Annotated in this window: 11 protein-coding genes; all 11 read left to right on the top strand. The window is 43.0% G+C overall.

From position 1 onward, the window contains the following. Nucleotides 1-53 precede the first annotated feature (53 nt). Entirely contained in the window at nt 54-947 is an 894-nt protein-coding gene (gene dpaA / locus MKZ02_RS16705; protein ID WP_340856440.1) for a dipicolinic acid synthetase subunit A, read from the top strand. Nucleotides 948-950: 3 nt separating this feature from the next. Further along, complete coding sequence (locus tag MKZ02_RS16700) at nt 951-1,550, top strand: dipicolinate synthase subunit B (RefSeq protein ID WP_120037327.1); 600 nt, start codon at nt 951-953, stop codon at nt 1,548-1,550. 186 nt (nt 1,551-1,736) lie between these two features. Next, the gene (gene asd / locus MKZ02_RS16695; RefSeq protein WP_340854642.1) at nt 1,737-2,789 is read left to right on the top strand and encodes an aspartate-semialdehyde dehydrogenase; all 1,053 of its coding nucleotides are present in this window, start codon (nt 1,737-1,739) and stop codon (nt 2,787-2,789) included. Between the two features lie 41 nt (nt 2,790-2,830). Further along, entirely contained in the window at nt 2,831-4,069 is a 1,239-nt protein-coding gene (gene dapG / locus MKZ02_RS16690) for an aspartate kinase (protein ID WP_120037331.1), read from the top strand. A 28-nt stretch (nt 4,070-4,097) separates the two neighbouring features. Next, entirely contained in the window at nt 4,098-4,961 is an 864-nt protein-coding gene (gene dapA / locus MKZ02_RS16685) for a 4-hydroxy-tetrahydrodipicolinate synthase (RefSeq protein WP_120037332.1), read from the top strand. 220 nt (nt 4,962-5,181) lie between these two features. Next, nucleotides 5,182-6,849, top strand: coding sequence for a ribonuclease J (locus MKZ02_RS16680; protein ID WP_340854639.1), 1,668 nt, complete (start codon nt 5,182-5,184; stop codon nt 6,847-6,849). Between the two features lie 363 nt (nt 6,850-7,212). Beyond that, nucleotides 7,213-7,932 (top strand): ClpP family protease, encoded by a 720-nt coding sequence (locus MKZ02_RS16675; protein ID WP_340856439.1) that lies wholly within the window; start codon nt 7,213-7,215, stop codon nt 7,930-7,932. Beyond that, nucleotides 7,929-8,132 carry a YlzJ-like family protein gene (locus tag MKZ02_RS16670; protein ID WP_120037338.1) on the top strand — a complete coding sequence of 68 codons (204 nt, stop codon included), beginning with the start codon at nt 7,929-7,931 and terminating at the stop codon, nt 8,130-8,132. The genes MKZ02_RS16675 and MKZ02_RS16670 overlap by 4 nt, the downstream gene beginning before the upstream one ends. A gap of 101 nt (nt 8,133-8,233) precedes the next feature. Beyond that, complete coding sequence (locus MKZ02_RS16665; protein ID WP_340854638.1) at nt 8,234-10,594, top strand: DNA translocase FtsK; 2,361 nt, start codon at nt 8,234-8,236, stop codon at nt 10,592-10,594. A gap of 260 nt (nt 10,595-10,854) precedes the next feature. After that, a complete protein-coding gene (locus tag MKZ02_RS16660) occupies nt 10,855-11,580 on the top strand; it encodes a GntR family transcriptional regulator (RefSeq protein ID WP_120037342.1) in 726 nt (241 codons plus the stop codon). 49 nt (nt 11,581-11,629) lie between these two features. Next, a complete protein-coding gene (locus tag MKZ02_RS16655) occupies nt 11,630-12,718 on the top strand; it encodes a BMP family lipoprotein (protein WP_340854636.1) in 1,089 nt (362 codons plus the stop codon). Nucleotides 12,719-12,923: the final 205 nt, after the last annotated feature.

Raw genomic sequence — 12,923 nt, 5'->3', positions numbered from 1 at the left:
AATTCTATTTTTTCATACAATGTAGAAGCGAGAAGAAAGGGATGGTGAAAACGATGCTGACAGGGCTCCAGGTGGCTGTGTTAGGCGGAGATGCCCGCCAGCTTGAAATCATCAGGAAATTAACAGAACTTGATGCAAAAGTGTATCTAGTTGGGTTTGACCAACTCGAACAAAGCTTTACGGGGGCGGTAAAGGAGAAGCTGGCGGAACTGCCTTTTAACGAGTTAGATGCCATTATTCTACCGGTAGCTGGCTTGCAACCAACAGGTGAAATTGAAGCAATCTTTTCATCTCATCATCTCCGTTTAACGAAAGGCATGCTTGAAAAAACGCCCGATCACTGCATTCTATTTACAGGCATTAGTCCTCCGGTACTGACGAAGCTTGCTGCACAAACAGGAAAAACACTCATTCGCCTATTCGACCGGGATGATGTATCGATTTATAATTCCATACCAACTGCGGAAGGTGCAGTAATGATGGCAATCCAGCAAACGGATTTTACCATACATGGCTCTTCTGTTGCTGTTCTTGGCATGGGCAGAGTAGGAATGAGCGTGGCTAGGACATTTGACAGCTTAGGGGCAAATGTAAAGCTTGGTGCAAGAAGGAGCGAACATTTAGCGCGAGCAATTGAAATGGGGCTGACACCGTTTTCCATTGACCAGCTCCCTAAAGAAGCAGAGTCGCTAGATATCATTATTAATACAATTCCCTCTTTAGTCATTACCGCACAATCCATCGCCAGGATGAAGCCTCATATGTTAATTATTGATTTAGCTTCCAAGCCAGGAGGAACAGACTTTCAATTTGCCAAAAAGCGAGGCATCAAAGCAATCCTTGCTTTAGGGTTGCCGGGAATTGTGGCCCCAAAAACCGCCGGACAGATTTTAGCGAGCGTGATTGCGGACTTGTTAGGAGACATAAATACTACGAAAGGAGATTAGAAGATGTCATTAAAAGGGAAGCGAATTGGATTCGGCATTACGGGCTCTCATTGTACGTATGAGGAAGTGTTTCCGCAAATTAAGAAGCTTGTCGAACTTGGAGCAGACGTAGTTCCAGTTGTAACAGCTACGGTAAAAGGAACAGGCACACGCTTCGGTGAAGTGGGAGAATGGGTAGAGAAGATTGAAAAAGTGACAGGGAAAAAAGTGATTGATTCCATCGTGGCAGCCGAGCCGCTCGGCCCAAAAATCCCACTCGATTGCATGGTGATTGCTCCAATTACCGGCAATTCACTTAGCAAATTTGCCAATGCCATGACAGATTCACCGGTATTGATGGCGGCTAAAGCAACATTGCGGAATTTGAAGCCTGTCGTTCTCGGAATTTCAACCAATGATGCCCTCGGTTTAAATGGAATGAACATTATGAGGCTTATGCCTGTAAAAAATGTGTATTTTGTTCCGTTTGGTCAGGATGACCCGATAAAAAAACCAAATTCTATGGTAGCGAGAATGGACAGTCTGACAGAGACAATCGAATCCGCTCTAGAAGGAAAGCAACTACAGCCGGTTATTATTGAACGGTTCCGCTACGGGAGTTAATTTCTCCCCTTTTTTCTCTTTTTTTAAGAACTCAGCATTTTATTGCTCTTTTCGAACTTTAATATGATAAAATAGTAGCTATTAAAAGTGCTATTCTATTTTTTTTACTATTTAATATTGTTTAAAAACTATTACATATGCACAAGTCTATTTGTTCATAGGGAATTTGAAAGGGGAAAAAGAAGGATGAATACAAAAGGATTTCATATTGCTCTTGTAGGCGCAACTGGAGCAGTTGGCCAACAAATGCTTCAAACATTAGAAGAAAGAGAATTTCCAATCCGTAAATTAACATTGCTTTCATCTGCACGCTCTGCAGGAAAAGCGATTCTTTATAAAGGGGAAGAAGTAATTGTACAAGAAGCAAAGCCCGAGAGCTTTGAAGGAGTCGACATTGCTTTGTTCAGTGCCGGGGGCAGCATTTCTAAACAGCTTGCTCCAGAAGCAGTGAAACGGGGAGCGATTGTTGTGGATAACACGAGCGCTTACCGCATGGACGAAGATGTTCCGCTCGTTGTGCCGGAAGTAAATAAAGAAGATTTAAGAAAACATAATGGAATCATTGCTAACCCGAACTGTTCAACGATTCAAATGGTGGCTGCTCTTGAACCCATCCGCCAATCGTACGGTTTAAAAAAGGTGATTGTATCGACTTACCAGGCTGTATCTGGAGCAGGAGCGAAAGCCATCAATGAAATGTATAGCCAAACACAAGATATTCTTGATGGCAAAGAAGTAACGCCAGAAATTTTGCCAGTAGGCAGTGATAAAAAGCATTATCAAATTGCTTTTAATGCCATTCCTCAAATTGACAAATTTCAGGAAAACGGCTTTACGTTTGAGGAAATGAAAATGATCAATGAAACAAAGAAAATTATGCACATGCCAGAGCTTAGTGTAGCAGCTACGTGTGTACGCCTTCCTGTAGAAACTGGGCACTCGGAGTCTGTTTACTTTGAAGTGGACACTAAGGGATTGTCAGCAGCTGATATTAAACATAAACTGCAGGATGCACCAGGGGTAGTTTTGCAAGATAATCCGGATCAACAAGTGTATCCAATGCCTGCGCATTGCATCGGAAAGAAAGAAGTATTTGTTGGACGGGTGCGCAAAGACCTGGATGAAGAAACAGGCTTCCATATGTGGGTTGTTTCTGATAACCTGCTCAAGGGAGCTGCCTGGAATTCTGTTCAAATTGCTGAAACATTGATTGAGATGGAGCTTGTAAAAGAAAAGTGATCGTAGGATGATCTCATCACGGAAATGCAGAGGTGTTTATAGTGAAAGTTATCGTACAGAAATTTGGCGGCACATCCGTCCGCAGTGAAGAATCACGCCGCCACGCTAAGCGGCATATTGAATCAGCGATCAAAGAAGGATATAAAGTTGTAGTGGTTGTTTCTGCGATGGGACGACAGGGAGATCCTTATGCAACAGATACACTCTTATCTCTAGTTAATGGAACAGAGATGAAACTGACAGCGAGAGAGCAGGATATGCTTTTGTCTTGCGGTGAAGTTATATCCAGCCTCGTCTTTACAAATATGTTATTAGAGAGCAACATAACTGCCTGTGCCATGACTGGGGCTCAGGCAGGATTTATAACAAATGATGACCATACGAATGCTAAAATCCTTGAAATGAGATGCGACAGGCTGCTAAAAGCCCTTCATTCGCATGATGTAGTCGTCGTAGCTGGTTTCCAGGGAGCTTCTAAAACGGGTGACATTACAACAATTGGACGCGGAGGAAGCGATACGTCGGCTGCTGCTCTCGGTGCTGCCCTACAGGCAGAATGGGTAGATATCTTTACAGATGTCGAAGGAATCATGACAGCCGATCCTCGTATTGCTACGAAGGCGCGGCCGCTTTCTGTTGTTACTTATACTGAAGTGTGCAACATGGCTTATCAGGGAGCGAAAGTCATTCATCCCCGTGCTGTGGAGATTGCTATGCAGGCCAAAGTGCCAATGCGTATCCGCTCTACTCAGTCTGACGGCGTTGGGACGCTTGTTACTTCGATTACGAAGCCGAATCAAGGGCCGGACGTTCGTGAGCGCCTCGTTACAGGAATTGCCCATGTGAGCAATGTAGCACAGATTAAAGTACAGGCGAAAAAAGATCAGTATAACTTGCAGGCGGAAGTATTTAAAGCCATGGCCAACGAAAAGATCAGTGTGGACTTCATCAATATTTCTCCAACAGGTGTAGTTTATACGGTTGCAGGAGAGATGGCTGATCGTGCTATTTCTGTTTTAAGAGAAATGGATTATGAGCCTGACGTGGAGAAAGACTGTGCAAAAGTATCAGTCGTCGGTGCTGGTATGACAGGCGTACCGGGTGTGACATCTAAAATTGTTACGGCCTTGTCGGAACAAGGAGTCGGTATTTTGCAATCCGCCGACAGTCATACAACTATATGGGTGCTCGTTAAAAACGAACAGCTCGTAACGGCGGTTAACGCGCTTCATGATGCTTTCCTTTTGCACGAGGATCAGTTTGAATATGAAAATAACTAAGCCGGCTGTTTGAAGGAGGAAAAGGAGTATGACTTCTTTCGGACGGGTGTCAACTGCTATGGTGACACCGTTTGACTCAAAAGAAAATGTTGATTTTGAAAGAACGACCCAACTGGTGAATTATTTAATAAATAATGGAACAGACTCACTTGTTATTGCTGGAACTACTGGAGAATCTCCAGTTCTGACGGCGGAAGAAAAGGTCGCTTTGTTCCGCCATACAGTTAAAGTAGCCAATGGACGAGTACCTGTTATAGCGGGTACTGGTAGCAATAATACGCGACAGTCTATTGAGTTGACAAAGAAAGCTGAAGAGGCGGGCGTGGACGCTATTATGCTTGTTGCCCCTTATTATAATAAACCGAATCAGGAAGGGCTCTATCAGCACTTTAAGACGGTTGCCGAAGCGACTTCTTTACCCGTGATGCTCTATAATATTCCTGGACGTTCGAGTGTGAATATCGAGCCTGAAACGATTATTAGATTGTCTAAATTGCCTAATATTGTGGCAGTGAAGGAGGCGAGCGGAAATCTAGACGCCGTCACTGAAATCATTGCTGGCACAGACGATGACTTTCAGGTGTATAGTGGCGATGATAGCCTGACACTTCCGATCCTTTCAATTGGAGGAGTTGGTATCGTTTCTGTCGCTTCACATGTTGCAGGTAATGAGATGCAACAAATGGTTTCAGCCTTTTTAGATGGCAATTACAAGGAAGCAGCAAAACTTCATCAACAGCTTTTGCCGCTGATTAAACAATTATTTGCTTCTCCAAGTCCAGTGCCTGTAAAAACGGCCTTGCAGTTAAAAGGCATGGATATGGGGTCTGTACGTTTGCCGCTCGTTCCACTTACAGAAGCTGAACGTACCGCTTTACAGAAATTAGTGTAAACGAAAAAAATTCCCGATAGGTTGAGGTCTCCTGGCTGATACAGCTGCAGAAAGCTTTTTCTGCCTCATTTCAGCAGGAGCCCGCTTGTCGGGATTTTTTTGTTAAAATCAGATAAAAGCTTTCCCAGAGACAGATAGTATTGGCTTTACTTTCCTTCATCCCTTATAATAAACATAATGTGATGGGACGGGTGTTCTTAAGTATAGGAGGAAATTTATAGTGAGTAAGAAAAAAAACGAAACGATTAAAGTGATTCCGCTTGGCGGAGTAGGTGAAATTGGAAAGAATATGACGGTAGTCGAAGTGGATGAAGAGATTTTTATAATTGACAGCGGGCTCATGTTCCCGGAAAATGAAATGCTCGGAATCGATATCGTCATCCCTGATATTTCTTATTTAATTGATAATAAAGAACGTATTAAAGGGATCTTTTTAACGCACGGACATGAAGACGCCATCGGCTCGTTAGGCTATGTGCTGCAAAAAATTAAAGCGCCTGTGTATGGAACGAAGCTGACAATTGCCTTGGCAAAAATGCGTTTACGTGAGGAGAACGTAAAGGAAGAAGTAAAGTATTATACGGTGCATTCAGATACGCGGCTCCGTTTTGATAGTGTGGAAGTAACATTTTTCCGCACAACTCATAGCATTCCGGATTCTGTTGGTGTAGCCATTCACACTTCCGAAGGAGCCATCGTGCATACGGGGGAATTTAAGTTTGATCAGGCCGCAAAAGGTCTTTATTCACCTGATATTGGAAAGATGGCTCAAATTGGCCAGAATGGGGTGTTTATGCTCTTATCTGATTCTACAGAGGCAGAGCGCCCGGGCCACACAACGTCTGAAGAAGTGATTGCTAGCCAGTTATCGGATGCTTTTCATATGGCAAAAGGACGTATTATTGTCGCTTCATATGCCTCTAATTTAATTCGTATCCAGCAAGTATTTGACGCTGCTTACGAGAATGGCCGCAAAGTGGCCGTCAGCGGTAAAAGCTTGCAGCGTGTGAACGATGTGGCGATCAAGCTAGGCTATTTAAATGTTCAAGAAGATGTATTGGTTAGCCTGCAGGAAATTGCTGAATATCCGGAAAATGAAATTGTAATTTTAACAACGGGCGTGCAGGGAGAACCAATTGAAGCACTGCAAAAAATGGCAAAAGGAACGAACAAGCTCGTAAGAATTAAAGAGGGAGATACAGTTTTAATTACGGCTACGCCTTCTCCGGGATTAGAGCTGCTTATGGCAAAGACAGTGAATCTTCTTTATCGTTCCGGGGCAAATGTGGTAACAGGCAGCCGTAAAGTGCATGTTTCTGGTCACGGCTTCCAAGAAGATTTAAAGTTTATGCTCAATCTCATGAAACCACGTTATTTTATTCCTATTCAGGGTGAATACCGCATGTTGAAAGCCCATGCCAAGCTAGCTGCTCAAACAGGCGTACCCGTGGAGAACATTTATATCCCTGAAAAAGGGGATGTGATTGAATATAAAAACGATAAATTGCGCGTCAGCTCTAAAGTATCTGCAGGCAATGTCCTGATTGATGGAATCGGCGTAGGAGATGTAGGCAACATCGTCTTGCGAGACCGTAAGCTTTTGTCACAGGATGGAATTTTCATTGTCGTCATTACGCTAAGCAAAAAACAAAAACGGATTGTCTCCGGTCCAGAGATCATATCGCGTGGTTTTGTGTACGTACGAGAGTCCGAGAAACTGATGGAGCAATCGACGAAATTAATCACTGATATCGTAGAAAAAAATATGGCTGGCGAATCTTTTGATTGGTCAAGCATTAAGCAAGATATTAGAGATCAACTGAATTCATTCCTATTTGAAAAAACGAAACGCCGTCCAATGATCCTTCCCATCATCATGGAAGTCTAGAAAAGCGGAGGCGCTCGTTCAGCGGCGACAAGCATAAGACAAGCCAGCTGGAAGGTTGTTTTTTAATCTTCTGGCTGGATGGGCTTATGACCTCGAGCCGCTAGCGCCTGCAGCTGGACAATAGAAAAGCGGAAGGCGCTCGTTCAGCGGCGGAAAAGCCTTTTTTATTCCACCGATAAAAAGAAGATACTCTACGAATGATAAAATTAAAAATAAGCCTTCGGGCTTATTTTTTTGTTTATTGTTCTCTGGAGCTTTTGAATAATATCAGTCAGGATGAAGAGAATATTCATATACAAGTTAGGCGTTAGAATGCGTCGCCTTCGAAAGGAGAAATTGGATATGGATATAGAAAAGAAAACAATGGAAGAAACAGAGCCGGAAGAACAGAATGAGAAACCCCAATCTTCTTTAATGGAGAAAATTCAACAGCTCGGACAGACAAATGTCCCCCAGCTTTCAAGTGATTCTCCTGTACATTGCCTCACTATTATTGGCCAAATTGAAGGGCACTTGCAGCTCCCTCCGCAAAATAAAACAACAAAATATGAGCACGTCATTCCGCAAATTGTGGCCATTGAACAAAACCCCTCAATCAAGGGGCTGCTCATTGTTTTAAATACTGTGGGAGGAGATGTTGAAGCAGGGCTCGCTATTTCTGAGATGCTTGCTTCATTGTCAAAGCCAACTGTTTCCATTGTTCTTGGAGGAGGGCATTCTATTGGTGTACCGATTGCTGTTTCCTGTGATTATTCCTTTATTGCTTCCACGGCTACTATGACCATTCATCCAATCCGGCTGACTGGTCTCGTGATTGGTGTTCCGCAGAGCTTTGAGTATTTGGATAAAATGCAGGAAAGAGTAGTCAATTTTGTTACAAAGCACTCAGCTATTTCAGAAGAAAAGTTTAAGGAACTAATGTTGGCAAAGGGGAACTTAACAAGGGATATAGGTACAAATGTAGTTGGCAAGGACGCTGTCCAGTACGGCTTAATTAAAGAAGTAGGCGGAATCGGGGAAGCGATGAGGAAGCTAAATGAATTGATTGCTGCTAAAGAGCAAGGCGGGGCGATGATCCAATGATTTTATATACAGTCATGCCGTATGAGCATATTTACCCCGAAGATACTCAAGGGAATAATCTGGAATTTATTTCGTGGAACGGTATTCCACTTTTTGCAGAGCGTGAGGAAAATCGCTATAAAGTTGTCCGTATTCTCAGTACCGATCCGTCCCACTATTTAAACCAGCAAGTAACACCCGGCCAATTCATTTCCCTTTAAACATCCTTAGATAGATACGAACAAATATGCTATAATATAGAAAGCAGCCCCATCGGCTGCTTTCTTGCTTTTTGTTTTAATCCAATGATTAGGTGGGAGCTATGGCAAATAAAAAGAAGAAAAAATCGTCCAAGCGGACAAAAAAGTCAATGCAAATCAAAGAAGCGATTAAGCTGGAGTTAATTGGGATCATCACCATTGCCTTGAGCCTCATCGGCATCATAAGACTCGGCGCAGTAGGCAATGCTTTCGTTTATTTTTTTCGATTTTTCCTCGGCGAATGGTATATGATTGGCTTCATCGCTGCGATCCTTTATGGAATTTACATAATGGCAAAACGTAAGAGGCCTCTTCTGTTTCGCAGGAAACAGGTGGGACTGTATGTTATTTTGATGAGCGTATTACTTTTAAGTCATGTAAAGCTGTTTGAGCTGCTTGGAAACGGTCGGTCGTTTAATGAGCCGAGCGTCTTAATTAACACATGGGATCTTTACTGGCTGGAGGTAAAAGAAGGAACGGCCAGCAGCCACGACCTGGGAGGCGGGATGATCGGTGCCACGCTATTTGCTGTTTCCTACTTTTTATTTGATACGCTTGGCACAAAAATTTTGAGTTTCGTTCTTATCATGATTGGTTTGATTTTAATTACCGGCCGATCGTTTGGAGAAATTTTTAACAAACTATTTGCAGCCGGACAGAAAAACTTTAAAAAGCAGTGGGCTGTATTTCTCCAAGATATGAAAGAGTGGAAGGATGAGAGAAAGACAAGACGGGCTGATCGGGTGGAAGAGGATGAAAAAATACCTGAAAGAGCATCTGAAAGAACAGTAGAGCCACATTCCCCATTGACTAATAATGAAGACAATTATTCGGCTCCGGAGCCGATTATTTCAAGTTTTACCGAGCGTGCTTATCAGGAGGAAGCGGAGCCCGTTCTAGAACGGGGAAAAGAAGAAAAGGCAAGGCCAGCCCAGGCCGCTGAAAAAGAAGAGGATGATCGAGCACCTTCTATGACTTTTACAGAGGTAGAAAACAAAGATTATCAGCTTCCTTCGATTAACCTGTTAACAAGGCCCCAGCAAACGGACCAAAGCAGAGAATACAAACAAATCCATGCAAATGCAGCGAAGTTAGAAAGAACATTCCAAAGCTTCGGTGTGAAAGCGAAAGTCACCCAGGTTCACCTAGGGCCTGCTGTGACTAAGTATGAAGTGCATCCTGATGTGGGGGTAAAAGTCAGCAAGATTGTTAGTTTAAGTGATGACCTCGCCCTGGCGTTAGCCGCAAAGGATATCCGGATGGAAGCGCCAATCCCCGGAAAATCGGCTATTGGAATCGAAGTGCCTAATTCGGAGGTAGCTATGGTCTCGCTTCGGGAAGTATTAGAAGCAAGTGCTAATGAAAAACCAGGATCCAAGCTAATGATTGCTTTTGGACGCGACATTACCGGAGAGGCAGTATCGGCTGAATTAAACAAAATGCCCCATTTACTCGTAGCTGGAGCTACAGGAAGTGGGAAGAGTGTTTGTATAAATGGGATTATTACTAGCATCTTAATGCGGGCAAAACCGCATGAGGTTAAGCTCATGATGATTGATCCGAAAATGGTGGAATTAAATGTTTACAATGGCATTCCTCACCTGCTGGCGCCGGTTGTAACAGATGCAAAAAAAGCTTCCCAAGCACTGAAGAAAGTCGTAGGAGAAATGGAGCGTAGATATGATCTGTTCTCTCACAGCGGAACGAGAAACATTGAAGGGTATAACACCCATGTGAAACGCCATAACGAAGAGACAGGAGAAAAGCAGCCGCTTCTTCCTTATATTGTTGTTATCGTTGATGAGCTGGCTGACTTGATGATGGTCGCCTCGGGCGATGTAGAAGATTCTATTACAAGGCTTGCCCAAATGGCACGAGCAGCAGGCATTCATTTAATCATTGCCACTCAGCGACCTTCTGTCGACGTCATTACTGGTGTGATCAAAGCAAACATTCCGTCAAGAATTGCTTTTGCCGTATCTTCAATGACAGACTCGAGAACCATCCTGGATATGGGAGGAGCGGAAAAACTTTTAGGCCGTGGGGATATGCTTTTCTTTCCTTCAGGCGCCTCCAAGCCGATCCGCGTTCAGGGAGCGTTTTTATCTGATGAAGAAGTAGAAGAAGTTGTTGATTATGTGATTTCTCAACAAAAAGCGCAATATCAAGAAGACATGATCCCTGACGATACACCGGAAACGACGAGTGAGGTGGAGGATGAGCTATATGAAGAGGCAGTTCAGCTGGTAGCAGATATGCAAACTGCTTCTGTCTCTATGCTGCAAAGAAGATTTCGTATTGGCTATAGCCGTGCAGCACGGTTGATCGATGAGATGGAAATGCGAGGAGTTGTTGGCCCATATGAAGGCAGCAAACCACGAACAGTTTTAATTTCTAAACAGGCAGAGGAGCATATGCAATAATGACAAAGCCGCCGAGTTTCCTATCCGGCGGCTTTTATGATGAATGTCCTTTTCGCGTCGAGCTAATAATTATAAAGTTAAATATAGGCTTAATCAAGGGGTTTTTCATAATTATGCGAGGGAATTGTATACATAAAAAACAAATAACATGAATCATTGATTTTATCTTTTCAATCTGGACAAAAAGTGCTATCTTAAACTTAAATTAGTAGAAATGTTATACATCAGAGGTCTGACGTTGTAAGAAAGTGGGTGGTTACATGACAATAAAGTCGGATAGCCGGCATTTATACCTTCAAGTAATTGATCGTTTGAAAAGAGATATTGAAGCAGGGGTTTATAAGGAGAGAGAAAAGCTTCCTTCCGAGTTCGAACTAGCCAAGCAGCTAGGGGTGAGTCGTGCTACCCTAAGAGAGGCCCTGCGTATTCTTGAAGAGGAAAATGTCATTATCCGCAGGCATGGAGTCGGAACATTTGTAAACGCAAAACCGCTGTTTACCTCAGGCATTGAGCAGCTGAAGAGTGTAACGGACATGATCATTCAAGCAAATATGGAGCCGGGAACGATCTTTTTAAATTCGGGTATACAAAACCCGACTGAAGAAGATATGCGGCGGTTTGACTGCGGACCGGACGAAGAAATATTTGTAATCGAACGGGTGCGCACAGCTAACGGGGAACCGGTTGTCTATTGTTTGGATAAGATTCCGGTTAACTATTATCCGGAGAGTTATAACTATGGCGATGAATCACTTTTTTCACTGCTTGATCGGACAAGCAGTCGGAAGATCTCCCACGCGGTCGCCCAAATTGAACCGTTTGGCTATCATGAGAAAGTGTCACCCATTCTTCAATGCGATCCTGAAACTGCTCTGCTCATCTTAAAACAATTGCATTTTGATGAAACAGATCAGCCGATTCTTTACTCCGTGAACTACTTCAAAGCGGATAAATTCAGTTTCCACGTCTTGAGAAAGCGGTTCTAGCTTTTATGGAAACATTTCTACTAACTTTAAATTTTAGGAGGTTATCTTGATGACAAAACGCAAGTTTGGTCTTGCCATGTCCCTTGTTCTTGCAGCCGGTACGATCCTTGGTGCATGCGGTGGCGGCAATGATGATGGAGAGAAAAGCCAAAAGGGCAACAACAAGAAAGATGATCAGTTTACGGTAGCTATGGTTACCGATGTAGGTGGAGTGGATGATAAATCCTTTAACCAGTCTGCCTGGGAAGGATTACAGGAGTTTGGCAAGGATAACAACCTGGAAAAAGGAACAAGCGGCTATGACTATATCCAATCAAAGTCAGATGCTGACTACAAAACGAACTTAAATACAGCAGTTCGTAATAAATTTGATCTGGTTTATGGAATTGGTTATAAACTTAAGCCAGCTATTGAAGAAGTAGCAAAACAGCGCAAAGACAGCCACTTTGCTATCGTTGACGATGTGATCGAAGGCCAAGATAACGTAGCAAGCATTACATTTAAAGAGCATGAAGGTTCTTTCCTTGTCGGTGTAGCAGCTGGATTGACTACTAAATCCAATAAAATTGGCTTCATCGGTGGAACTGACAGTGACTTAATTAACAAATTTGCAGCTGGCTTCCAGGCTGGTGTGAAAGCGGTTAATCCTAAAGCAACTGTGAAAATTGAGTATGCTGGTGCGTTTGATAAAGCAGACAAAGGACAGCAAATGGCTTCTGCTATGTATGGATCAGGCATCGATATTATTTACCATGCAGCTGGTGCGACAGGTAATGGAGTATTTACAGAAGCGAAAAACGAAAAGCAGAAAAAACCTGATAAAGATGTTTGGGTAATCGGTGTTGACCGTGACCAAGCTGAAGAAGGAAAAGTGACAGTCAATGGAAAAGAAGAAAATATCACATTAACTTCTATGGTTAAGCGTGTAGATATCGCTGTAAAAGATCTAGCTACAAAAGCAAAAGAAGGAAAGTTCCCAGGTGGGGAATTACTTGAATACGGTCTTGAAGACAACGCTGTAAGCATTGCTCCAACTCAAGATAATTTAAGTGAGGACGTAAAGAAAGCCGTTCAAGAATGGACAGAAAAAGTTAAAAACGGTGAAGTGAAGGTTCCTTTAAAGCCTGAAGGAAAATAATCTAGCCACTCTGCAATAACGTAGTACTCCCGGGGTAAATCAGAGAATTAAGAAGATTTGCCCCGGCTTAAAAATGGTAACAAGAATGCAGCACGTCTGTATGTTTGTTAGGATTTTTAAGCTGGCGCTTTTGCTTGTCTGCAAAATGCCGGGAAGCTCTGTGTTCTGCAAAAATCCTAGTGATAGAAGGTCAGACATCCTACTT

The sequence above is a fragment of the Pseudobacillus sp. FSL P4-0506 genome (assembly GCF_038003025.1).
Taxonomy (GTDB): Bacteria; Bacillota; Bacilli; order Bacillales; family Domibacillaceae; genus Pseudobacillus.
Note: the sequence above shows the minus strand (reverse complement) of the source record. Positions and strands in the feature narration are given on the sequence as shown.